We start from the raw sequence: 21,771 nt of genomic DNA on the forward strand, positions 1-21,771 counted from the left end.
GCAACAAAACGTGTGTGAACGTCAGACCTCGATATCGACCCACAACCCCTGACGCGGCTGATCTTCCATCAGCGGGACCACGGGCACCGTGTTGTCGGCGTTCAACTCGTCACCCGGCACGGCCAGGTGCTTTTCAGGATCATCTTCGGCTTCGCGGCGACGCTTGTCGCGCTCTTGCTGACGCCGCTGCTCTTCGCGTAACAACAGCGCCGACTCTTCGGCATGGCGCTTGTGCAGGTCGATCGTACTTTCGCTGGAGCTCGCCTCCACCGGCACCACCGGCGGAATATCCGGCCGCTGGCGGACCGGATCCTGCTGGGAAGTGATCGGTACGGCACTCAAGGGGAGCATCGGTGGCAGCATAGTTGTTAGTCTCCTGACGGCAGGCTGTCGGCTGCTGGAGGGGTGACTTGAGCCATCGGTCGCAAACTTGCGACCCGCTTGACACATACAATCGACAATCGCCTCCTTGCGCTACCGTAAGCCTAGTAGTTTTTATGAGAGTCCTTTGGCTCTGAAGGCACTGATCCGTTAACATAGTCGGCTTTTTCAAGGCGGGAGTCAGGCAGCATGGCGCAGCAGTATCAACCGGGGCAACGCTGGATTAGTGACAGCGAAGCCGAGCTAGGTTTAGGCACCGTTCTGGCACAGGACGGTCGCTTGCTGACCGTGCTCTATCCGGCCACTGGCGACACTCGTCAGTACGCGCTACGGAATGCGCCCCTCACTCGCGTGAGGTTTTCGCCGGGTGACATGATCACTCACTTCGAAGGCTGGAAAATGACCGTGCGTGAAGTCGACGACGTCGACGGCTTGCTGGTCTACCACGGGCTCAACGCGCAGAACGAAGGAGTGACGCTGCCTGAGACCCAACTCTCGAACTTCATCCAGTTCCGTCTGGCCAGCGACCGTTTGTTCGCCGGGCAGATCGACCCACTGGCCTGGTTCTCCCTGCGTTACCACACCCTGGAACACACCAGCCGCCAGTTGCAATCCTCGCTCTGGGGCCTGGGTGGCGTACGTGCGCAGCCTATCGCCCACCAACTGCATATCGCCCGCGAAGTCGCTGACCGTATCGCGCCGCGGGTTCTGCTGGCGGACGAAGTCGGTCTGGGCAAGACCATCGAAGCCGGTCTGGTCATCCATCGCCAGCTGCTCTCGGGACGCGCCAACCGCGTGCTGATCCTGGTTCCGGAAAACCTCCAGCACCAGTGGCTGGTGGAGATGCGCCGCCGTTTCAACCTGCAAGTCGCACTGTTCGACGAAGAACGTTTCATCGAAAGCGATGCCAGCAACCCGTTCGAAGACACCCAGCTCGCCCTGGTAGCTCTGGAATGGCTGGTGGACGACGAGAAGGCCCAGGACGCGCTGTTCGCTGCCGGTTGGGACCTGCTGGTGGTCGACGAAGCGCACCACCTGGTGTGGCACGAAGATCAGGTCAGCTCTGAGTATTCGCTGGTCGAGCAACTCGCAGAAACCATTCCCGGTGTGCTGCTGCTGACCGCGACCCCAGAGCAACTGGGTCAGGACAGCCATTTCGCTCGCTTGCGCCTGCTCGATCCAAACCGCTTCCATGACCTGAAAGCCTTCCGCGCCGAGAGCGAAAACTATCGCCCGGTGGCCGAAGCCGTTCAGGAGCTGATGGACCAGGGGCGCTTGTCCCCGGCCGCACACAAAACCATCCAGGGTTTCCTCGGTGATGAAGGCGAAGCCCTGCTGACTGCCGTCAACGCAGGCGACGCTGAGGCCAGCGCCCGCCTGGTTCGCGAACTGCTGGACCGCCACGGCACTGGCCGCGTTTTGTTCCGTAACACCCGCGCCGCGGTACAAGGCTTCCCGGAACGCAAACTGCACCCGTACCCGCTGCCGTGCCCGGACGAGTACCTCGAACTGCCATTGGGCGAACACGCCGAGCTGTACCCGGAAGTCAGCTTCCAGGCTCAGCCGGATATCGATGAAGAACAACGCTGGTGGCGCTTCGACCCACGGGTCGAGTGGCTGATCGACCAGCTGAAAATGCTCAAGCGCACCAAAGTGCTGGTGATCTGTGCCCACGCCGAAACCGCCATGGACCTGGAAGACGCCCTGCGCGTACGTTCCGGCATCCCGGCCACGGTGTTCCATGAAGGCATGAACATCCTTGAACGTGACCGTGCGGCGGCTTACTTCGCCGACGAAGAGTTCGGCGCCCAGGTGCTGATCTGTTCGGAAATCGGCAGTGAAGGTCGCAACTTCCAGTTCTCCCACCACTTGGTGCTGTTCGATCTGCCATCGCACCCGGACCTGCTGGAACAGCGGATCGGGCGTCTCGACCGGATCGGTCAGAAGCACGTCATCGAACTGCATGTGCCGTACCTGGAAACCAGCCCGCAAGAGCGCCTGTTCCAGTGGTATCACGAAGCGCTGAACGCGTTCCTCAACACCTGCCCGACCGGCAACGCCTTGCAGCATCAGTTCGGCCCACGCCTGCTGCCACTGCTGGAAAACGCCGATGACGGTGAGTGGCAAGCGCTGATTGACGAAGCCCGTACCACCCGTGAAAACCTGGAAGCCGAGTTGCACAGCGGCCGTGACCGCCTGCTGGAACTCAACTCCGGCGGCGCGGGCGAAGGTGACGCGCTGGTTGAGGCAATCCTTGAGCAAGACGATCAGTTCGCCCTGCCGATTTACATGGAAACCCTGTTCGACGCGTTCGGCATCGACAGCGAAGACCACTCGGAAAACGCGCTGATCCTCAAGCCGAGCGAAAAAATGCTCGACGCCAGCTTCCCGCTGGGCGACGACGAAGGCGTAACCATCACCTACGACCGCAACCAGGCGCTGTCTCGCGAAGACATGCAATTCATCACCTGGGAGCACCCGATGGTTCAGGGCGGCATGGACCTGGTCCTGTCCGGCTCGATGGGTAACACCGCCGTGGCGCTGATCAAAAACAAGGCACTCAAGCCCGGCACCGTGTTGCTGGAGCTGCTTTACGTCAGCGAAGTGGTTGCCCCGCGCTCGCTGCAATTGGGCCGTTACCTGCCGCCGGCCGCCCTGCGCTGCCTGCTCGATGCCAACGGCAACGACCTGTCGGGTCGCGTTTCATTCGAAACCCTCAACGACCAGCTCGAAAGCGTGCCACGCGCCAGCGCCAACAAGTTTGTCCAGGCTCAGCGTGATCAACTGACACCGCGCATCAATGCCGGTGAAGAGAAGATCACCCCGCGCCACGCCGAACGTGTCGCCGAAGCGCAACGCCGTCTGGCGGCCGATACCGAAGAAGAACTGGCGCGCCTGACCGCCCTGCAAGCGGTCAACCCGACCGTGCGCGACAGCGAACTGGTTGCCTTGCGTCAGCAGCGCGAGCAAGGCCTGGCCATGCTCGACAAAGCGGCACTGCGACTGGAAGCGATCCGGGTGCTGGTGGCGGGTTAATCCCTCCCCTACCGCGTTAAAACAAAAGGCCCGCAGCGATGCGGGCCTTTTTTGTTCTTGATCCGATCGTTCCCATGCGCAGCAAAGAGCCGAAGTGCCGCTGGTTGAACTACGTTCGGTACTGAACGAGATCAACCAGCGCAAGCACGCACACGCCATCAATCCTTTGAGTCTGGCTCGCGGTAAAGATGGATCAATGTCGCGGGATCTTTTTCCAGATAGCCCTGCCCACCATGCAGGCGCGGCAATAGGCCGCGGCCAACAAGCGCCGGCACATCGGTAACCCCATCAAGCCGATTCCAGCGAACGCGAGCGAAGGTAACGTTGCCACCCATTTGCCTCTGTTCGATTAAAGATCGCCGAATATTGGCCGATTCATCATGAATCAGGAAAGGATTCCCCCTAGCGACGCTCAGGTAAAGCCCTATCGCTGGGGACACTATCGCGCTGTAAAGTCGCGAGTTCTATATTCGTGATGGCTTGATGATATCTCGCCGCCGAACCAACCAGTCCAGGCACATGGCGCACAATGACTTCTAAAAATAATCCTGCCCCAGCGGTATCCGAACTGACGCTCACCGCCGCCACGGATAAACCCTCAGCCCCGAAGCCATTGACCAGCTCACGCCCGCTTGCGACTCAGCAGTACCTGTACTTCACCGAGACCAACACCGATCGCATCCTCGACAACCTCGATGGCCTGCGTGATCTGGTGTTTCCCAAGCCGCCACACCTGGAGGACGCCCACGAACTGCATCAGCAGGAGTTCCCCTCGGTGTGCCTGATCGGCCTGGGTCGCTGCGGTTCGAACATTGCGCTGGACGTCGCGGAACTGGTGTACAACGCCCGCAAGTTCTACCTCAACGAGTTCAACAACGAAGACAAGCCCTATGCTGAAAAGGGCTACAGCCCTGCGCAATGGATTCGTAACAACCTGAAACTGGGTGTCGGCAAGGCCACCAAACCGGTGTTCCTGGTCGAGCCACTGGTGATGCTCGGCGACCTGGACAAAGACATCGCCGGACGTATCCGCTTCTCGCGCAAGGGCGAAAAAAGCGGCTTCCTGCGCGACTACAGCAAAATGAAGATCATGGACCTCTCGGAAGTCCATGCCGGCGGCGCCGGTAACGCGCCGATCCTCGGCCAGTACCTGGCGAAGATCATCCTGAACAAGGACACCCAGCGCTTCTCCAGCCCCGACTGGAAAATGATCCACTCGTACCTGATCGACAGCTGCGGCATCAAGGCTAACCAGTCGCGCCTGTATTTCTCGATCTTCAGCGCCGGTGGCGGTACCGGTTCGGGTATGGCCTCGGAGTTCGGCCTGGCCCAGCAACACTCGTACATGAACAAGACGTTCGACACCAAACCGGTGGACGAGCACGACAGCAAGAGCGGCCACTCCTTCGTTTTCGAGCCGATCTTCACCAGCGGCATTTGCGTACTGCCGAACATTTCCGATCACCGCAGCGAAATGTCTGAAGCACTGCACATCAACGCCGGTCGTCTACTGTGCAAGTACCTGTCGGAAGAATGGGATTTCTCATACAACTTCGCCAACGAAGACAGCAGTGAAGCCAGCGTCATGGGCCGTATCCGTCCATGGAATGCAATGATGCTGATCTCCAACGACATCATGCGTTACGCCGAAGAGAACGATGACGGCAATATCCAGAACATTGATGTCAATGCCATGGAAAAGCACGCCAACCAGTACATCTCGCAGCAGATCTTCAACATCCTGACGGCCCAGGCGGTCACCACCGACTACGACCAGAACTACTTCCGTCGGGCTGGGATCGACATCGGCGAAACCATTCGCCTGGACGCCAATGATCTGTTCATGAGCCTGGCCGGGCCAGTAGCAATTGCCTACGCCGAGTCGGTGGTGCCAGAACAACCGGCACCGAGCAGTGACAAGTTCAAGGTGTTCGACAAAGAGCCGCTGCGCCTGAACATCGACGACCTGTTCTTCCGCTCCATCGACCTGCCGCACTTCAACAAAGTGACCCAGGCCATCGAAGGCATCAGCCTGTTGCCGATTGAGTCCAAGCGGTACCGCGCGTCGCTGGAGCAATACAAGAACTCGGGTTACGACGCTGCGGCCCTGCATGACCTGCATTTCTTCAAGAACTGCTCGTCGGTGGTATCGATCGTGTCGCTGCCCAAGGATTACAAGCTGTCCTACATGGACCTGAACCGGTTGAAGACCCACCTCAACAGCCTGTTCCCCAACACCACGCTCAAGCGTTATGCACTGGTGATCGGCGCCTCGGCCAACCTTTCGCTGACCACCCTGATCGCCAAGAGCCCGTGTCTGTCAGACGATTTCCTGACCTTGATCGTGGCGTTCATCAAACGCTGCTTTGCCCGCACTCCGTACCGTTTCGACGAAACACTGGACAACTCGATCCTCGACTTCATCATTCATGAAGACTTCGACGAGGACAGGATCGACGAGTTGCTCAACGAGTTCGAAAACCCGGCGAAGATCCTCGACACCAACTGGTACGCGATCAAGCCGATGTACGAGAAGAAGTACCGCGAGCTGATCAACGACAAAGACAAATTTGTCTCGATCAACGACATCCGCCTGTCGCGTGATTGCGTGAAAAAGGCCATCAAGTACCTGCGCGAGATCTACCGTCACCGTATCGGCAAGACCAAGGTCATTTCGCTGAATAACCACACCGGCAAGACGGCGTAATGGCGTAGCCGCCGAAAAGATCGCAGCCTGCGGCAGCTCCACCGACCCAGCCGTAGGAGCTGCCGCAGGCTGCGATCTTTTGTTTTTCAAAATATCAGAAACAATTAAGCAGCCCTCAGGCTGCTCTCTCAACTGTTCTCGTTACGTTTACGTAACCTTCCCCCATCCCCGTCTGTGGTATTTCTCTACGGAAACCTGCCATCGCGCTACTCGGCTACACACTTTTGCACGAGCGTCATAAGCACCAAATAGGTGCAAGTCTTCAGACCTGCGCCCTTTCCTGGATCAGAATCCACGGCGAAACAACCACTGCCCACAACTCTGGATCGCGTTCGAAAAGATCCAGCGCCCGCGTTTCAGACAGCTTGGCGACTTTGTCGGCGGCCAGCCAGGCAGCCACTTTCTCGCCTTCGTCCTGGGCAACCGCCTCGGCAGCAGCGATCAAATCCAGACCTGGGTCGACCCACAATAGGGCACCCTTGGCGAAGAACGGTTCGAGTTCCTTCCAGGTAATAGATGCGGTTTCACCAAGCAGCTTGGCATAGAGGGTGCTAGGTTCTTGAGTCATGGGCCCTGTCCGGAATTGAAATCGGCGCAATCATAACGTCGGAGCTCTGGCAGAAAAACCCGGATGCAATAGAGTCATTGATCGAGAACTGCAGGAAAGCAAGGATAGCCGCTGAATCGGGTCACTACGCAGCCAAAATCCCGCCGCAATTCTGTCTTTTTCTTTCAAAAATGCGACACCCTCAGGTTTTGTCCCTGAGCGCCAGCTTTCCAAGCGAACAATCGGCGCTCTACACTGTACCGGTACAGTTGCCGGGGGCATTTCCGGGGGATATCCAAGATATCGATCCGGTTCTGTGGCTCAGGCTGCCAGGACTATAAAAACTACAACAGTAAGAGTGGAGCACTATGAATAAGGCTACTAAGCAGATTTCCAAACTGTTTGCCGCTATGGTTCTGGCCGGGGTTGCCAGCCATTCGTTCGCAGCTGACACCATCAAGATCGGCATCGCCGGCCCTAAAACCGGTCCAGTGACCCAGTACGGTGACATGCAGTTCACCGGCGCCAAAATGGCCATCGAGCAGATCAACGCCAAGGGCGGTGTCGACGGCAAGATGCTCGAAGCCAAGGAATACGATGACGCCTGCGACCCTAAACAGGCCGTTGCCGTTGCCAACAAAGTGGTCAACGACGGCGTCAAGTTCGTGGTCGGTCACCTTTGCTCCAGCTCCACTCAGCCAGCGTCCGATATCTACGAAGACGAAGGCGTGATCATGATCACCCCAGCCGCCACCAGCCCGGACATCACTAACCGTGGCTACAAAATGGTGTTCCGCACCATCGGCCTGGACAGCGCCCAGGGCCCTGCGGCCGGCAACTACATCGCCGATCACGTAAAACCGAAAATCGTTGCTGTTCTGCACGACAAACAGCAATACGGTGAAGGCATCGCCACCGCCGTGAAGAAAACCCTCGAAAGCAAAGGCGTCAAGGTTGCCGTGTTCGAAGGCCTGAACGCCGGCGACAAGGACTTCTCCTCGATCATCCAGAAACTCAAGCAAGCCAACGTCGACTTCGTCTACTACGGCGGCTACCACCCGGAACTGGGCCTGATCCTGCGTCAGTCCAAGGAAAAAGGCCTGAACGCCAAGTTCATGGGGCCAGAAGGCGTCGGCAACGACTCCATCTCGCAGATCGCCCAGGACGCTTCCGAAGGCCTGCTGGTGACCTTGCCGAAGTCTTTCGACCAGGACCCGGCCAACAAGGCGCTGGTTGACGCGTTCGCCGCCAAGAAGCAGGACCCGACCGGTCCGTTCGTGTTCCCGGCCTACTCGGCAGTCGAAGTGATCGCTGAAGGCATCAAGGCAGCGAAGAGCGAAGACACCGCCAAAGTGGCCGCTGCTATCCGCGCCGGCACCTTCAAGACCCCTACTGGCGACCTGTCGTTCGACGAAAAGGGCGACCTGAAGAACTTCAAGTTCGTGGTTTACCAGTGGCACTTTGGCAAACCTAAAACCGAAGTTTCGCCTCAGTAAGGTGCTGCCTGACTGACTGCCAATAAAGCCCACGGCGTGCCGTGGGCTTTGTTTTACGAGGTAATGGGCCGTGCCTCCGTGATCCGGAAGCCTCCCCACCTGAAAATCTCAAAACCGTCATCAGCGGTTCGCTGGCAAAACTCACGTTCGAAGTGGATGCAGATCCACGGGGCCTGAGCGGGAAAATGACTCCACCAGTGAAATGCGTATCAGGTTTTTAGGAGCGCTGTAATGCCTGAGATCTATCACTTTTTCCAACAGCTGGTTAATGGTCTGACCATTGGCAGCACGTATGCCCTGATCGCCATCGGCTATACGATGGTTTACGGCATCATTGGAATGATTAACTTCGCCCACGGCGAGGTCTACATGATCGGTTCCTACGTGGCCTTCATCGTCCTTGCCGGACTGGCCATGCTGGGTATCCATTCTCTACCGCTGTTGATGACCGCCGCATTCCTGGCGACCATCGTAGTCACCAGTGCCTACGGCTACAGTATCGAACGGATCGCCTACCGCCCTCTGCGGGGCAGTAACCGCCTGATCCCGCTGATCTCGGCCATCGGCATGTCGATCTTCCTGCAAAACACCGTACTGCTCTCGCAGGACTCCAAGGACAAATCGATCCCCAACCTGATTCCGGGCAGCTTCAGCTTCGGTCCGGGCGGAGCACAGGAAGTGCTGATCTCCTACATGCAGATCCTGGTGTTCGTGGTGACCCTGGTGGTGATGCTCTGCCTGACCACGTTCATTTCGCGTTCACGTCTGGGACGGGCCTGCCGGGCCTGTGCCGAAGACATCAGGATGGCCAATCTGCTGGGCATCAACACCAACAACATCATCGCCCTGACCTTCGTCATCGGTGCCGCCCTGGCGGCTGTGGCGGCTGTACTGCTGAGCATGCAGTACGGCGTGATCAACCCGAACGCCGGATTCCTGGTGGGCCTCAAGGCCTTTACCGCGGCGGTTCTGGGCGGCATCGGCAGCATTCCGGGCGCCATGCTCGGTGGTCTGGTGCTGGGGGTGGCCGAAGCATTCGGCGCCGATATATTCGGTGACCAGTACAAGGACGTGGTGGCTTTCGGCCTTCTGGTTCTGGTGTTGTTATTCCGGCCAACCGGCCTGTTGGGCCGTCCGGAGGTTGAGAAAGTATGACTAAGAATCTTAAACAGGCGCTGTTCAGCGCGCTATTGGTTTGGGCTGTGGCGTACCCGGTACTTGGTCTGAAACTGTCCATCGCCGGCATCAACCTCGAAGTACAGGGTGCCAGTACCTCCACGCTGATCATCATCGCCGCCTGCTCGGTGCTGATGTTCCTGCGGGTGATATTCGACCGCCAATACACGGCCGCCATGCGCTCCGTGCCCAAAGGTAAATTGATCCCGGCCGGCGCGAGCCACTTCCTGACCCTGCCCAGCACCCAGCGCTGGGTGATCATGGGATTGATCGCCGCCGCTCTGGTCTGGCCGTTCTTCGGTTCGCGCGGCGCGGTGGATATCGCCACGCTGATTCTGATCTATGTGCTGCTCGGTCTGGGCCTGAACATCGTGGTCGGTCTGGCGGGTCTGCTCGACCTGGGCTACGTCGGTTTCTATGCCGTGGGCGCCTACAGCTATGCGCTGCTGTCGCACTACTACGGCCTGAGCTTCTGGATCTGCCTGCCCATCGCCGGCTTGATGGCGGCGACCTTCGGTTTCCTGCTGGGCTTCCCGGTACTGCGTCTGCGCGGTGACTATCTGGCAATCGTGACCCTGGGCTTTGGCGAGATTATCCGTCTGTTCCTGCGTAACCTGACGGGCCTCACGGGCGGACCGAACGGCATCAGCAACATTCCCAAACCGACGCTGTTCGGCCTGAGCTTCGACAGAACGGCCGCCGAAGGCATGCAGACCTTCCACGAGTTCTTCGGCCTGACGTACAACCCGGTCAGCAAGGTGGTTTTCCTCTACCTGGTAGCGCTGTTGCTGGCGCTGTTCGCACTGTTCGTGATCAACCGTCTGCTGCGCATGCCGATCGGCCGTGCCTGGGAAGCGCTGCGTGAAGACGAAATCGCCTGCCGTGCCCTGGGCCTGAACCCGACGATCATCAAGCTTTCCGCCTTCACCCTGGGTGCCTGCTTCGCCGGTTTTGCCGGTAGCTTCTTCGCCGCGCGTCAGGGTCTGGTCACGCCGGAGTCGTTCACCTTCATCGAGTCGGCCACCATCCTCGCCATCGTGGTGCTGGGCGGCATGGGCTCGCAATTGGGCGTGGTCCTCGCGGCCGTCGTGATGATTCTATTGCCCGAGCTGATGCGTGACTTCAGCGAATACCGCATGTTGATGTTCGGCGCCTTGATGGTGCTGATGATGATCTGGCGTCCTCAAGGTCTGCTGCCTATGCAACGTCCTCACATGGAGCTGCGTAAATGAGCAGAGAGATCCTGAAAGTAGATGGCCTGAGCATGCGTTTTGGCGGCTTGCTGGCGGTCAATAGCGTTGCCCTGAGCGTGAAAGAGAAACAGGTGGTGTCGATGATCGGCCCTAACGGCGCCGGCAAGACCACCGTGTTCAACTGCCTGACCGGTTTCTACAAACCCACCGCCGGTACTATCCAGCTCAACGGTGAAGCGATCGAAGGCCTGCCCGGCCACAAGATCGCCGGTAAAGGCGTGGTGCGGACCTTCCAGAACGTGCGGTTGTTCAAGGAAATGACCGCCGTGGAAAACCTGCTGATTGCTCAGCACCGGCACCTGAATACCAACTTCCTGGCCGGTCTGTTCAAGACGCCGGCGTTTCGCCGCAGCGAACGCGAGGCCATGGAATACGCCGAGTTCTGGCTGGACAAGGTCAACCTCAAGGAGTTCGCCAACCGTCCGGCCGGCACCTTGGCCTATGGTCAGCAGCGTCGCCTGGAAATCGCCCGCTGCATGATGACCCGTCCCAGCATCCTCATGCTCGACGAACCGGCCGCCGGCCTCAACCCACGAGAAACCGACGACCTCAAGGCGCTGATCGGCACCCTGCGTGAAGAGCATGACGTCACCGTGCTGCTGATCGAACACGACATGAAACTGGTCATGAGCATCTCCGACCACATCTTCGTGATCAACCAGGGCACTCCACTGGCCAACGGCACGCCGGAACAGATCCGCGACAATCCTGATGTGATCAAAGCCTACCTGGGGGAAGCGTAAATGCTGCAGTTCGAAAACGTTTCCACCTTCTACGGCAAGATCCAGGCCCTGCACAGCGTCACCGTCGAAGTCCGTCAGGGCGAAATCGTCACGCTGATCGGTGCCAACGGTGCCGGCAAGTCCACCCTGCTGATGACCCTGTGCGGTTCGCCGCAAGCCCATAGCGGCAGCATTCGCTACATGGGCGAAGAACTGGTCGGCCAGGACTCCGCGCGGATCATGCGTAAAAGCATCGCCGTGGTTCCAGAAGGTCGTCGGGTGTTTGCCCGTCTGACCGTGGAAGAAAACCTCGCGATGGGCGGGTTCTTCACCGACAAGGGTGATTACCAGGAGCAGATGGATAAGGTCCTGGGACTTTTCCCACGCTTGAAGGAACGCTTCGCCCAGCGCGGCGGCACCATGTCTGGCGGCGAGCAGCAAATGCTCGCCATCGGCCGGGCGCTGATGAGCAAACCCAAGCTACTGCTGCTCGACGAGCCGTCGCTGGGGCTGGCGCCAATCATCATCCAGCAGATCTTCGACATCATCGAACAACTGCGCCGGGATGGTGTGACGGTGTTCCTGGTAGAACAGAACGCCAATCAGGCATTGAAAATCGCCGACCGCGCCTATGTGCTGGAAAACGGCCGGGTGGTGATGCAAGGCACCGGTGAAGCCCTGCTGAACGACCCTAAAGTACGCGACGCATACCTGGGCGGCTAAGTACTGCTGCAACCATGAAAAACGGCCTGCGGGCCGTTTTTTATTGCCTGAGACAATCCACTGTAAAACCACTGTAAAAGCTGCCGCAGGCTGCGATCTGTTGATCTTTCACTTGAAACTCAAGTGACATCGAGAGAAAGGATCGCAGCCTGCGGCAGCTTCTACGGGAGGACATGCGCTTTTCTGAAAAAATTTTGAGTCGGCTGTAACGAACCCGAATGACCTTTCTCTACTAGGGTAAGCAAGCAACCACGCTTACTTGAACCCACCCTTGTTTGGAGAAACATCATGACTGCTACCACTCGCACCCTGTCCGCTGCCGCCCTTGCCCTGGCCTTGGGTTCTGCTTTGAGCATCACGGCTCTGCCGACCACCGCCCATGCCGCAGCTGCCGACATGGAAAAATGCTTTGGCGTCGCCATGAAAGGCAAGAACGATTGCGCCGCAGGTGCAGGCACTACCTGCGCCGGCACCTCAAAAGTCGACTACGAGAGCAACCACTTCAAGCTGATGCCTAAAGGCACTTGCGAGAAGACTGCCAGCCCAACCTCACCGACCGGCTTCGGTCAACTGGCCGCCTACAAAGCCAAGTCGTAACCCCACCTCTGCCTGAGTGTTGATGATGACCACTTCATCGCTGCACAGCGTACATCCTCACACTCAGGCGTTGGCGTCCGAGCTGCCGCCCCGCGCGGGGCTAGGGCTCAAGACCGAGCACTTCGGTGAAGTTCTCGGCACCCGCCCGGACATCGGCTTCTTCGAAGTCCACGCCGAAAACTACATGGTGGCCGGCGGCCCGTTTCATCATTACCTGGGTTTGATTCGCGAGCAGTATCCGCTGTCGCTGCATGGTGTCGGCCTGTCAATCGGTGCCGAAGGCCCGTTGAACACTGAGCACCTTGCCCGGCTCGCCCATCTGATCGAACGCTATCAACCCCAGTCCTTTTCCGAACACCTGGCCTGGTCGAGCCACGGCCCGGTGTTTCTCAATGACCTGCTTCCATTAGCCTATGACCAGTCGACACTGCAGCGTGTCTGCGAACATATCGACCAGGTCCAGCACCATCTGAAACGCCCCATGCTGCTGGAAAACCCGGCGACCTACTTGCAGTTCCAACGCTCCAGCATGGAAGAAGCCAGCTTCATCGCTGAAGTCATCCGCCGCACCGGCTGCGGACTGCTGCTGGATGTGAACAACGTCTACGTCTCTTGCATCAATCACCAGCGCGATCCATTGGCCTACATCGACGCACTGCCACTGCACGCTGTGGGTGAGATTCATCTGGCCGGATTTGCCGAAGACACCGACAGCCTCGGTGATCGTCTGCTGATCGACGATCACGGCGCGCCCATCGATAACACCGTATGGGCGCTGTACGCGCGCGTTCTGGAGCGCATAGGCCCGGTAGCCACGCTGATTGAACGCGACAATCAAATACCCACGTTCTCCGTGCTGCACGCCGAGGCCCGTCAGGCCGATGAGTTGCTGGGTTACACCGGGGTTCGCCGATGAGCACTCAAGCCGATTTCGCCGCCGCCCTGTTTGATCCTCAACGACCCTGCCCTGACGGGTTGTTCAGCGCCAACGGCGCTGAGCCGGATAGCCGCTTCGCGGTGTACCGCAACAACGTGCAGGGTTCGCTGATCAACGCCTTGGCCGACAGTTATCCGGTGGTCTTGCAGTTGGTAGGGGAAGAGTTTTTTCGGGCGATGGCCCAGTTCTACGTAAAAACATTTGTACCCACCAGCCCACTGATCAACGATTATGGCAGCGACTTTTCAGGCTTCATCGAACACTTTGCACCCGCCGCTTCGGTGCCGTATCTGGCGGACGTCGCACGCCTGGAGCGCTTGCGAGTGATGGCCTATCACGCGGCGGATGCCAACGTCGTCGACCCTGCACACATTGCAGCGGCCATGAGCGAGCCCGAAGCGCTCGCACAACTGCACATTCATCTGCATCCCTCAACGTTCACGCTGAACTCCCCGTACGCCGTGGTTGCCCTATGGGCCGCCCACCAGGCTGACACGCCACCCCAGGACCTTGAGCCGTATCACCCGCAAAGCGCGCTGGTGCTGCGCAACGGCCTGGAGGTCGAGGTCTTTGCGATTGATGTCGGCACTGCGACCTTCATCCACAGCCTGCAAAACAACCGTCCTCTGGGGCAAGCGGTAGCCGATGCCCTGTACGCCGCGCCGGTGTTCGACCTGAGCCAGTGCCTGGCACTGCTGATCGGCCACAACGGCATTACCCATTTACAACACGACAAGGTATCGCCATGAACACCCGCACAGAGCACCCGAATGCCATCACCCGCCTGATCGAACGGTTCATCGAACTGTTCGAAAGGATCCCCCACAGCCTGATCGCCTTCGTTGCACGCTTCTCCATTGCCGCGGTGTTCTGGAAGTCTGGCCAGACCAAGGTCGAGGGCCTGGCTATCGACCTGTTCGACGGGACCTTCCAACTCGGTATTCCGCGCCTGGCAGACTCGACCATTCCGCTGTTCCAAAGCGAATACCACGTGCCGCTGCTGTCCCCGGAACTGGCGGCGCACATGGCGGCCTTCGCCGAGCATTTCTTCCCGATCCTGATCCTCGTCGGCTTCGCCACACGCTTCTCGGCCTTGGCGCTACTGGGCATGACCCTGACCATTCAAACCTTTGTCTACCCGGACGCCTACCCGACTCACGGCACCTGGGCAGCCATTCTGTTGTACCTGATGGCCAGAGGTCCGGGCGTGCTGTCGATCGATCATCTGATCGCCAAACGTTACTCCGCCAAACGCTAAGCCCTTGTAGCAGCTGCCGAAGGCTGCGTTCGAGTGCGAAGCGCTCGTACATCAGGCGACACGCGCTTTCAAGTAAACTGCATATTCAGGGTTTGCGAGGACTTCGTCCCCGGACGCAGCCTCGCCAGCTCGGCAGCTGCTACAGCCGATCCAGCGCTTCGCCGCTGCGCTTGAACCACCCCATCAGATAGTCGGCCAATACCTGCGTACGCTTGGGCAAGCCGCCCTGATACGGATGCACCAGATACATCGGCATGCTGCGGGTCTGATAGTCGCGCAGCAGCCAGCGCAAACGGCCATCGGCCAGTTCAGCCTGCAACAAGTAAGAAGGCAGGCGTGCAATGCCCGCGTGGGCAAGCGCAGCCTTCTTCAACAGGTTGTAGTGGTTACTGGCGAACGGCCCCGAAACCCGCACTCGCAACAGTTCATGTTGCTGGTGATACAGCCACTCTTCCCGGCCGCTGTAATGGCTGTTGAGCAGGCAACGATGATCGGCCAGGTCCGCCGGTGTCTGCGGCTCACCAAACTGCTCAAGATAAGCCGGGCTCGCGCAGGTCATCTCGTGCCAGGCCAACAGCGGCTTCGCCACCATTCGCTCGTCGTTGGCCACTTCTGAACGAATCGCCAGATCGAACCCATCCCGTGACAAGTCCCGGTAACTGTTGTTCAGCTCAAGCTCGATCTGCACTTCGGGGTACTCTCGGGAAAACTCCAGCAGCAACCCATCGAAAAAAGTCTCTCCCAGCGACACCGGGACCGTCATCCGAATGGGCCCCGCCATATCGTCCTTCAACCGTGCCAGGGCCTGTCGCGCCCGCTCTACCTGAATCACCAGCGCCTGCGCTTGCGGTAACAACGCCGCACCCGCCGCTGTCAGACTCAAGCGCCGTGTTGTTCGCTGCAGCAGCACCACGCTGAAACGTGTCTCCAACAAGCTGATGCGCTTGGACAACTGCCCTTTGCTACACCCCAATTGCTGCGCTGCCAGAGTGAAACTGCCGGCTTCGATCAACACTGCAAACGCCGCCAGATCGTCCATTTCGCTCATGGATTGTTTCCATTTGAAAACCAAAGGTTGCCCATTAGCACGCTTATCAATGAAAAAAACCACACTAAACTGAAACCTGGTCCAACCCATTAAGGAGCAGCACGATGAAAATTCTACTGATTGGCGCCAGCGGTACTGTGGGCTCAGCCATTGATCGCGAACTGGCACCGCGCCATGAAATCGTCCGCATTGGCCGCAAGAGCGGGGATTTTCAGGTGGATATCAGTGACAGCGAGTCCATCCGCAAACTGTTCAAACAGACCGGCACCTTCGATGCACTGATCTGCGCCGCCGGCAGCGTCAACTTCGTGCCGCTGGCGAACATGACCGAAAAAGACTTCGAGCTGGGTTTGCGGGACAAGCTGATGGGCCAGGTCAACCTGCTGCTGATCGGTCGCGAGTTCGCCAATGACGGTGCTTCCTTCACCTTCACCACCGGCATTCTCAGCCACGACCCGATTCGTACCGGCAGCTCGGCGGCCATGGTCAATGGTGCCCTCGACAGCTTCGTCCGCGCGGCAGCTATCGAATTGCCGCGCGGTCTGCGCATCAACTCGGTCAGCCCGAACGTCCTGCTCGAAGCCATGGGCAGTTACGCACCGTACTTCCGCGGATTCAAACCGGTTCCAGCCGCCGATGTGGCGCTGGCCTACGCTAAAAGTGTCGAAGGCTTGCAAACCGGCCAGACCTACAACGTCGGCTAAGACCAACACGTTTTTGTAGGAGCAGGCTGCGCCAGCTCCTACAGAAGGTCGGCGCAATGCAGGGTTGTGATGAGCGGTCAGCCTGAGTAACGTGGCGGCACTTGTCTGGAGACCCTACGATGCGTGCTGCCCGTTCCCTGATGTTTGTCGCCCTGCTTCCTGTATTCGCCGGTTGCCAGCTGCTGCAGAGCCAGCCTGAAAAACCGTCCACGGCGGGCCTGACCCGCCTGCAGGGCGAACTCAGCATGGACAACGGCAAGCTGGTGTTTCAGCCGTGCCAGGAAAACAAGCTGTATGTCGTCAATGACGCCGGCAGCACCAGCATCCTGCAGGAAGCCGCAACACTGGCAGGCACGCAGCACACCATTTTCGCTGACGTGCGTGGCCGGGTTGCCGCGGGCAAATCAGCTGATGCGGGTGCCCGGTTCGACGTGCAGCAGCTATACCGTGTCGAACGCTCGGCCGCGGCCTGTGAAGACCCCAACTTCCAGCGGCTGATCCTGCGTGCCAGCGGCAACACGCCCGACTGGAACGTCAAGGTCAACACCAAGGGCATGGTGATCGAGCGCGCCGGCCAGCCAGCGCTGGCCTTGCCGTTTCTGGAAGAACAACTCGGTGACGGGCGTTTCAGCCTCAGTAGCGAAGCCAATGACCAACACGTTGAACTCTGGATCGCACCACAACGCTGCGTCGACAGCGCCCACGGCAGCGTTCAATTCATGAGCGCCGAGCTGCGGGTCAACGGCCAGGTACAACGTGGCTGCGCGTATTTCGGCGGCTCACGTAACGACTGATTCGACAGGATGCTGTTTTAGCCTCACCGGAACGGGCCGTTGAGGCTTATAATCGCCGGTTTGTGAAACGCCTTTGGCGCAGTTGTGCGCCCCGCGAACCGGATCCCGTCATGTTACGAATCACCGAACTCAAGTTGCCGATCGACCATCCCGAAGAAGACCTGCGGCCTGCCATCGTGCAGCGCCTGGGCATCGCCAGTGATGACCTGCTCGACTTCACCTTGTTCAAGCGCAGCTACGATGCGCGCAAAAAATCTTCCGAACTGTGCTTCATCTACACCATCGACCTCAGCGTGCGCGATGAGGCGACGTTGCTGCACACGTTCGCCGATGACCGTAACGTCAATGCGGCGCCGGATGTCAGCTACAAGGTCGTCGGCCAGGCGCCGACGGATTTGAGCCAACGGCCGATCGTGGTCGGTTTCGGTCCGTGCGGGATTTTCGCCGGGCTGCTGCTGGCGCAGATGGGGTTCAAGCCGATCATTCTTGAGCGTGGCACAGAAGTGCGTCAGCGCACCAAAGACACGTGGGGCCTGTGGCGCAAAAGCGTGCTGAATCCTGAGTCCAACGTGCAATTCGGTGAAGGCGGCGCGGGGACATTCTCTGACGGCAAGCTGTACAGCCAGATCAAGGACCCCAAGCACCACGGCCGCAAAGTCCTGCACGAGTTCGTCAAAGCCGGCGCGCCGGAAGAGATCCTCTACGTCAGCAAACCGCACATCGGTACGTTCCGTCTGACGGGCGTCGTCGAAAACATGCGTGAGCAGATTCGCGCGCTGGGCGGTGAAGTACGCTTCCAGCAGCGCGTCACCGACGTGCTGATCGAAGACGGCCAGTTGACCGGTATCGAGCTTGCCAGTGGCGAACAGATCCACTCGAAACACGTGATCCTCGCCCTCGGCCACAGCGCCCGCGACACCTTCCGCATGCTCCACGGCCGTGGCGTGTTCATGGAAGCCAAGCCGTTTTCGGTGGGTTTCCGTATCGAACACCCGCAATCGCTGATCGACAGCGCGCGCCTGGGCAAATATGCCGGCCACCCGAAACTCGGTGCCGCCGACTACAAACTGGTGCACCACGCCAAGAACGGTCGTTCGGTCTACAGCTTCTGCATGTGCCCGGGCGGGACCGTGGTGGCGGCGACATCCGAGCCGAACCGTGTGGTGACCAACGGCATGAGCCAGTATTCGCGTAACGAACGTAACGCGAACTCCGGGATTGTGGTGGGCATCACCCCGGAAGTCGACTATCCAGGCGGCCCGCTGGCCGGAATCGAGTTGCAGGAGCGTCTGGAATCCCACGCCTTTGTGCTGGGTGGCAGCAACTATGAAGCACCGGCGCAACTGGTCGGTGACTTCATCGCAGGCAAGCCGTCGACTGCTCTGGGCAGCGTCGAGCCGTCCTACAAACCCGGGGTTGCACTGGGCGATCTGGCGCTGGCCTTGCCGGCGTTTGCCATCGACGCCATTCGTGAAGCCTTGCCAGCCTTCGAGAAGCAGATTCGCGGCTATTCGCTGCACGACGCGGTGCTGACCGGGATCGAAACCCGCACCTCTTCGCCGCTGCGGATTACCCGTAATGAGTCGATGCAGAGCCTGAACGTCAAAGGCCTGTTCCCGGCCGGTGAAGGCGCCGGTTATGCCGGTGGGATTCTGTCGGCGGGTGTCGACGGGATTCGCATTGCCGAAGCGGTGGCGCGGGATATCCTCGGCATCGAGGCCTAAACCTCTAGATCAAAAAATCGCAGCCTGCGGCAGCTCCTACGGGATGTACGTCGATCCGACGTAGGAGCTGCCGCAGGCTGCGATCTTTTTCAGGCCTGTTTAAATACCGGCGCGCAACACGCTGGCCGGCAGAGGCTCACCGCGTTCGACACTGGCCGCAACGGCCGCGATCAGGCCACTCAGTTCATACCCCTGAGCCTTCAGCCAGTCCTGATCGTAATAGGTGGTCGCGTAGCGTTCGCCGCCATCACACAGAATCGCCACGATCGAGCCACTCTCCCCCGCTGTCACCATCTGCTGCGCCGCCATCAAGGCGCCAATCAGGTTAGTCCCGCTGGAACCACCCACCCGCCGGCCCAAGCGCTGCGCCAGGTAATGCATGGCCGCCAGCGACAACGCGTCCGGCACCTTGACCATCGCATCGATGACCTTTGGCAAGAACGACGCCTCGACCCGTGGCCGCCCAATACCTTCGATCCGTGAACCGCAATCCAGACGCAAGCTCGCGTCGCCGGTCTGGTAGTACTCGAAGAACACCGAACGCTCGGCATCAGCGCACAACACGCGGGTGCAATGCTGACGATAACGCACATAGCGCCCCAGCGTTGCCGTCGTACCGCCGGTGCCAGGGCTGGAAATCAACCAGCTCGGCTCCGGGTAACGCTCAAAACGCATCTGCTGGAAGATCGACTCGGCAATGTTGTTGTTCGCCCGCCAGTCGGTCGCACGCTCGGCGTAGGTGAACTGATCGAGGAAATGGCCATCGTGCTCCCGAGCCAGACGCTCGGATTCGGCGTAGATCTGAGTCGGGTCCTGCACCAGATGGCTTTTGCCGCCGTAAAAAGCGATCTGTGCGATCTTTTCCTGAGACGTGGTGGCCGGCATCACGGCAATAAACGGCAAGCCGAGCAAGCGCGCGAAATACGCCTCGGAGATCGCCGTCGAGCCGCTGGACGCCTCAATCACCGGCGCCCCTGGCTTGAGCCAGCCGTTACACAGCGCGTAGAGAAACAATGAACGCGCCAGTCGATGTTTGAGGCTACCGGTGGGGTGACTGGATTCATCCTTGAAGTACAACTCGATGCCCGGCAATCCCGGCAGTGGCAAAGGAATCAGGTGCGTATCGGCGCTGCGCTGGAAGTCGGCTTCGATGATCCGGATAGCTTCGCGGGCCCACTGACGGTTGTCGCTCATGGTCTTTTTCTCGTTGAATCGATTAGGCGTAGGGAAACCTGGCGGTGACAACAGGCAACGGATTGACCTGGTCGAAAGGCTCAGTCAGTAAGCTTAGGAAAAAACCTGCATAACGCACAGGTACAGCTGAGGCCCAATACGCCAGCCAACTGCTAGGCTCAGCGCGACAACCTTGGTTGTAACGACATATAACAAAAAAGAATATAACTTTTGTTTTAACAACTAACCGTACGGGTTAGGGTGGTCCACCTTTTGAACCGATAGATGGAGAGCGACCTTGCCTCTGCGTAGCACTTTCACGCGTTTCTTTCAGTTGGAAGCTGCCAGCGGTCTGTTACTGATTGCCGCTGCAGCTCTTGCCCTGATCATCAATAACTCACCGCTGTCCTGGCTCTACAACGGCCTGCTGGACACTCCCGTGGTCGCCCAGATCGGCGCCCTGAAAATCGCCAAACCCCTGTTGTTATGGATCAACGACGGCCTGATGGCGATGTTTTTCCTGTTGATCGGCCTTGAGGTCAAACGCGAAATCCTTGAAGGCCACCTGTCCAAACCCTCGCAGATCGTACTGCCTGGCGCTGCGGCCATCGGCGGCATGGTCGTGCCGGCATTGATCTACTGGTTCCTCAACAAGGACAACCCGCCAGCCCTAGGTGGCTGGGCGATCCCGATGGCCACTGACATCGCCTTTGCACTGGGCGTGCTCGCCTTGCTGGGCAAGCGTGTGCCAGTCTCGCTGAAGTTGTTTTTGATGACGCTGGCGATCATCGATGACCTGGGTGCAATCATCGTCATCGCGATCTTCTACTCGGGCGCACTGTCGACCTTGTCGTTGATGCTGGCCGCCGCCTGTCTGGTGGCGCTGGTGGCGATGAATCGGCTAGGCGTGGTCAAGCTCGGCCCCTACATGATCATCGGCCTGATCCTCTGGGTCTGCGTACTCAAGAGTGGTGTCCATGCGACGCTGGCCGGTGTGACACTGGCGTTCTGCATTCCGCTACGTACGAAAAACGCCGAACCTTCACCGCTGCTGAGCCTGGAGCACGCGCTGCACCCATGGGTGGCCTTCGGTATCCTGCCACTGTTCGCTTTCGCCAATGCCGGTGTTTCACTGGTTGGCGTCAACCTTGAGAGCTTCACCCATCATGTACCGATGGGCATTGCCGCCGGTTTGCTGCTGGGCAAGACCATCGGAGTCCTGGGCCTGACCTGGCTGGCCGTCAAAACCGGTATCGCCGCCCTGCCCGCTGGCGCCAATTGGGGCCAGGTACTCGGCGTGGCGATCCTCTGCGGTATCGGTTTCACCATGAGCCTGTTTGTCGGTTCCCTGGCCTTTGTGCCGGGCAGCAGCGAATACGCCGGCATGGACCGCATGGGCATTCTCACGGGCTCGATCCTCGCCGCATTGATCGGTTACGCGGTGACCGCAGCAGCCAGTCGCAAGAATGCGGTGTCGAGCGCTTAAGCAACCATG

The 21,771-nt window shown here is 59.3% G+C and carries 20 protein-coding genes; 15 read left to right on the forward strand and 5 right to left on the reverse strand.

Annotated features, from left to right (window positions below; translation table 11 throughout):
* Window positions 1–21 precede the first annotated feature (21 nt).
* Entirely contained in the window at window positions 22–363 is a 342-nt protein-coding gene (locus BLL42_RS07745) for an aspartate-semialdehyde dehydrogenase (RefSeq protein ID WP_071551523.1), read from the reverse strand.
* Between the two features lie 207 nt (window positions 364–570).
* On the opposite strand from BLL42_RS07745, the gene rapA reads away from it, so the two are divergent.
* Window positions 571–3,417, forward strand: a complete 2,847-nt coding sequence (rapA, locus tag BLL42_RS07750) for an RNA polymerase-associated protein RapA (RefSeq protein WP_071551524.1) — start codon at window positions 571–573, stop codon at window positions 3,415–3,417.
* Between the two features lie 158 nt (window positions 3,418–3,575).
* Here the strand turns inward: rapA and BLL42_RS30990 are convergent, their stop codons facing one another.
* On the reverse strand, window positions 3,576–3,752 hold the full coding sequence (locus BLL42_RS30990) for a hypothetical protein (RefSeq protein WP_201788757.1): 177 nt from the start codon (window positions 3,750–3,752) through the stop codon (window positions 3,576–3,578).
* A 194-nt stretch (window positions 3,753–3,946) separates the two neighbouring features.
* Between BLL42_RS30990 and BLL42_RS07760 the strand changes: the two genes are divergently transcribed.
* A complete protein-coding gene (locus BLL42_RS07760) occupies window positions 3,947–6,124 on the forward strand; it encodes a hypothetical protein (protein WP_071551525.1) in 2,178 nt (725 codons plus the stop codon).
* A 262-nt stretch (window positions 6,125–6,386) separates the two neighbouring features.
* Here the strand turns inward: BLL42_RS07760 and BLL42_RS07765 are convergent, their stop codons facing one another.
* Window positions 6,387–6,692 (reverse strand): DUF2288 domain-containing protein, encoded by a 306-nt coding sequence (locus BLL42_RS07765; RefSeq protein ID WP_071551526.1) that lies wholly within the window; start codon window positions 6,690–6,692, stop codon window positions 6,387–6,389.
* Window positions 6,693–7,039: 347 nt separating this feature from the next.
* Here BLL42_RS07765 and BLL42_RS07770 point away from each other — a divergent pair, with 347 nt between their 5' ends.
* From BLL42_RS07770 to BLL42_RS07815, 9 genes are all read left to right on the forward strand, one after another.
* On the forward strand, window positions 7,040–8,167 hold the full coding sequence (locus BLL42_RS07770) for a branched-chain amino acid ABC transporter substrate-binding protein (protein ID WP_071551527.1): 1,128 nt from the start codon (window positions 7,040–7,042) through the stop codon (window positions 8,165–8,167).
* 231 nt (window positions 8,168–8,398) lie between these two features.
* Complete coding sequence (livH, locus tag BLL42_RS07780) at window positions 8,399–9,322, forward strand: high-affinity branched-chain amino acid ABC transporter permease LivH (protein ID WP_019692183.1); 924 nt, start codon at window positions 8,399–8,401, stop codon at window positions 9,320–9,322.
* A complete protein-coding gene (locus BLL42_RS07785) occupies window positions 9,319–10,575 on the forward strand; it encodes a high-affinity branched-chain amino acid ABC transporter permease LivM (protein ID WP_071551529.1) in 1,257 nt (418 codons plus the stop codon). Before livH ends, BLL42_RS07785 begins: the two co-directional genes overlap by 4 nt.
* Window positions 10,572–11,339 (forward strand): high-affinity branched-chain amino acid ABC transporter ATP-binding protein LivG, encoded by a 768-nt coding sequence (livG, locus tag BLL42_RS07790; protein ID WP_071551530.1) that lies wholly within the window; start codon window positions 10,572–10,574, stop codon window positions 11,337–11,339. The genes BLL42_RS07785 and livG overlap by 4 nt, the downstream gene beginning before the upstream one ends.
* Window positions 11,340–12,041, forward strand: a complete 702-nt coding sequence (locus BLL42_RS07795) for an ABC transporter ATP-binding protein (RefSeq protein WP_071551531.1) — start codon at window positions 11,340–11,342, stop codon at window positions 12,039–12,041.
* Window positions 12,042–12,329: 288 nt separating this feature from the next.
* Window positions 12,330–12,638, forward strand: coding sequence for a BufA1 family periplasmic bufferin-type metallophore (locus BLL42_RS07800; protein ID WP_071551532.1), 309 nt, complete (start codon window positions 12,330–12,332; stop codon window positions 12,636–12,638).
* Window positions 12,639–12,663: 25 nt separating this feature from the next.
* Complete coding sequence (gene bufB, locus BLL42_RS07805; RefSeq protein WP_129586938.1) at window positions 12,664–13,554, forward strand: MNIO family bufferin maturase; 891 nt, start codon at window positions 12,664–12,666, stop codon at window positions 13,552–13,554.
* Window positions 13,551–14,324 (forward strand): HvfC/BufC N-terminal domain-containing protein, encoded by a 774-nt coding sequence (locus BLL42_RS07810; protein WP_071551534.1) that lies wholly within the window; start codon window positions 13,551–13,553, stop codon window positions 14,322–14,324. The genes bufB and BLL42_RS07810 overlap by 4 nt, the downstream gene beginning before the upstream one ends.
* Entirely contained in the window at window positions 14,321–14,833 is a 513-nt protein-coding gene (locus BLL42_RS07815; protein ID WP_071551535.1) for a DoxX family protein, read from the forward strand. Before BLL42_RS07810 ends, BLL42_RS07815 begins: the two co-directional genes overlap by 4 nt.
* Before the next feature lie 139 nt (window positions 14,834–14,972).
* Here BLL42_RS07815 and BLL42_RS07820 read toward each other — a convergent pair whose 3' ends face one another.
* Window positions 14,973–15,881 carry a LysR family transcriptional regulator gene (locus BLL42_RS07820; protein WP_071551536.1) on the reverse strand — a complete coding sequence of 303 codons (909 nt, stop codon included), beginning with the start codon at window positions 15,879–15,881 and terminating at the stop codon, window positions 14,973–14,975.
* Window positions 15,882–15,985: 104 nt separating this feature from the next.
* Between BLL42_RS07820 and BLL42_RS07825 the strand changes: the two genes are divergently transcribed.
* From BLL42_RS07825 to BLL42_RS07835, 3 genes are all read left to right on the forward strand, one after another.
* Entirely contained in the window at window positions 15,986–16,585 is a 600-nt protein-coding gene (locus tag BLL42_RS07825; RefSeq protein ID WP_071551537.1) for a short chain dehydrogenase, read from the forward strand.
* A 119-nt stretch (window positions 16,586–16,704) separates the two neighbouring features.
* Window positions 16,705–17,379: a COG3650 family protein gene (locus BLL42_RS07830; protein ID WP_071551538.1), complete on the forward strand. Its 675-nt coding sequence runs from the start codon at window positions 16,705–16,707 to the stop codon at window positions 17,377–17,379.
* A 110-nt stretch (window positions 17,380–17,489) separates the two neighbouring features.
* Complete coding sequence (locus tag BLL42_RS07835) at window positions 17,490–19,103, forward strand: NAD(P)/FAD-dependent oxidoreductase (RefSeq protein WP_071551539.1); 1,614 nt, start codon at window positions 17,490–17,492, stop codon at window positions 19,101–19,103.
* A 99-nt stretch (window positions 19,104–19,202) separates the two neighbouring features.
* On the opposite strand, the gene BLL42_RS07840 is transcribed toward BLL42_RS07835, so the two are convergent.
* Window positions 19,203–20,297 carry a PLP-dependent cysteine synthase family protein gene (locus BLL42_RS07840; protein ID WP_071551540.1) on the reverse strand — a complete coding sequence of 365 codons (1,095 nt, stop codon included), beginning with the start codon at window positions 20,295–20,297 and terminating at the stop codon, window positions 19,203–19,205.
* Between the two features lie 277 nt (window positions 20,298–20,574).
* On the opposite strand from BLL42_RS07840, the gene nhaA reads away from it, so the two are divergent.
* Entirely contained in the window at window positions 20,575–21,762 is a 1,188-nt protein-coding gene (gene nhaA / locus BLL42_RS07845; RefSeq protein ID WP_071551541.1) for a Na+/H+ antiporter NhaA, read from the forward strand.
* The last annotated feature ends 9 nt before the right edge of the window (window positions 21,763–21,771 follow it).

This window comes from Pseudomonas frederiksbergensis, assembly GCF_001874645.1.
Classification (GTDB): domain Bacteria; phylum Pseudomonadota; class Gammaproteobacteria; order Pseudomonadales; family Pseudomonadaceae; genus Aquipseudomonas; species Aquipseudomonas frederiksbergensis_B.

Coding starts and splice junctions, on each gene's coding strand:
- BLL42_RS07745 (WP_071551523.1), bottom strand. CDS start 363: ATGCTGCCACCGATGCTCCCCTTGAGTGCCGTACCGATCACTTCCCAG.
- rapA (WP_071551524.1), top strand. CDS start 571: ATGGCGCAGCAGTATCAACCGGGGCAACGCTGGATTAGTGACAGCGAA.
- BLL42_RS30990 (WP_201788757.1), bottom strand. CDS start 3,752: ATGGGTGGCAACGTTACCTTCGCTCGCGTTCGCTGGAATCGGCTTGAT.
- BLL42_RS07760 (WP_071551525.1), top strand. CDS start 3,947: ATGACTTCTAAAAATAATCCTGCCCCAGCGGTATCCGAACTGACGCTC.
- BLL42_RS07765 (WP_071551526.1), bottom strand. CDS start 6,692: ATGACTCAAGAACCTAGCACCCTCTATGCCAAGCTGCTTGGTGAAACC.
- BLL42_RS07770 (WP_071551527.1), top strand. CDS start 7,040: ATGAATAAGGCTACTAAGCAGATTTCCAAACTGTTTGCCGCTATGGTT.
- livH (WP_019692183.1), top strand. CDS start 8,399: ATGCCTGAGATCTATCACTTTTTCCAACAGCTGGTTAATGGTCTGACC.
- BLL42_RS07785 (WP_071551529.1), top strand. CDS start 9,319: ATGACTAAGAATCTTAAACAGGCGCTGTTCAGCGCGCTATTGGTTTGG.
- livG (WP_071551530.1), top strand. CDS start 10,572: ATGAGCAGAGAGATCCTGAAAGTAGATGGCCTGAGCATGCGTTTTGGC.
- BLL42_RS07795 (WP_071551531.1), top strand. CDS start 11,340: ATGCTGCAGTTCGAAAACGTTTCCACCTTCTACGGCAAGATCCAGGCC.
- BLL42_RS07800 (WP_071551532.1), top strand. CDS start 12,330: ATGACTGCTACCACTCGCACCCTGTCCGCTGCCGCCCTTGCCCTGGCC.
- bufB (WP_129586938.1), top strand. CDS start 12,664: ATGACCACTTCATCGCTGCACAGCGTACATCCTCACACTCAGGCGTTG.
- BLL42_RS07810 (WP_071551534.1), top strand. CDS start 13,551: ATGAGCACTCAAGCCGATTTCGCCGCCGCCCTGTTTGATCCTCAACGA.
- BLL42_RS07815 (WP_071551535.1), top strand. CDS start 14,321: ATGAACACCCGCACAGAGCACCCGAATGCCATCACCCGCCTGATCGAA.
- BLL42_RS07820 (WP_071551536.1), bottom strand. CDS start 15,881: ATGAGCGAAATGGACGATCTGGCGGCGTTTGCAGTGTTGATCGAAGCC.
- BLL42_RS07825 (WP_071551537.1), top strand. CDS start 15,986: ATGAAAATTCTACTGATTGGCGCCAGCGGTACTGTGGGCTCAGCCATT.
- BLL42_RS07830 (WP_071551538.1), top strand. CDS start 16,705: ATGCGTGCTGCCCGTTCCCTGATGTTTGTCGCCCTGCTTCCTGTATTC.
- BLL42_RS07835 (WP_071551539.1), top strand. CDS start 17,490: ATGTTACGAATCACCGAACTCAAGTTGCCGATCGACCATCCCGAAGAA.
- BLL42_RS07840 (WP_071551540.1), bottom strand. CDS start 20,297: ATGAGCGACAACCGTCAGTGGGCCCGCGAAGCTATCCGGATCATCGAA.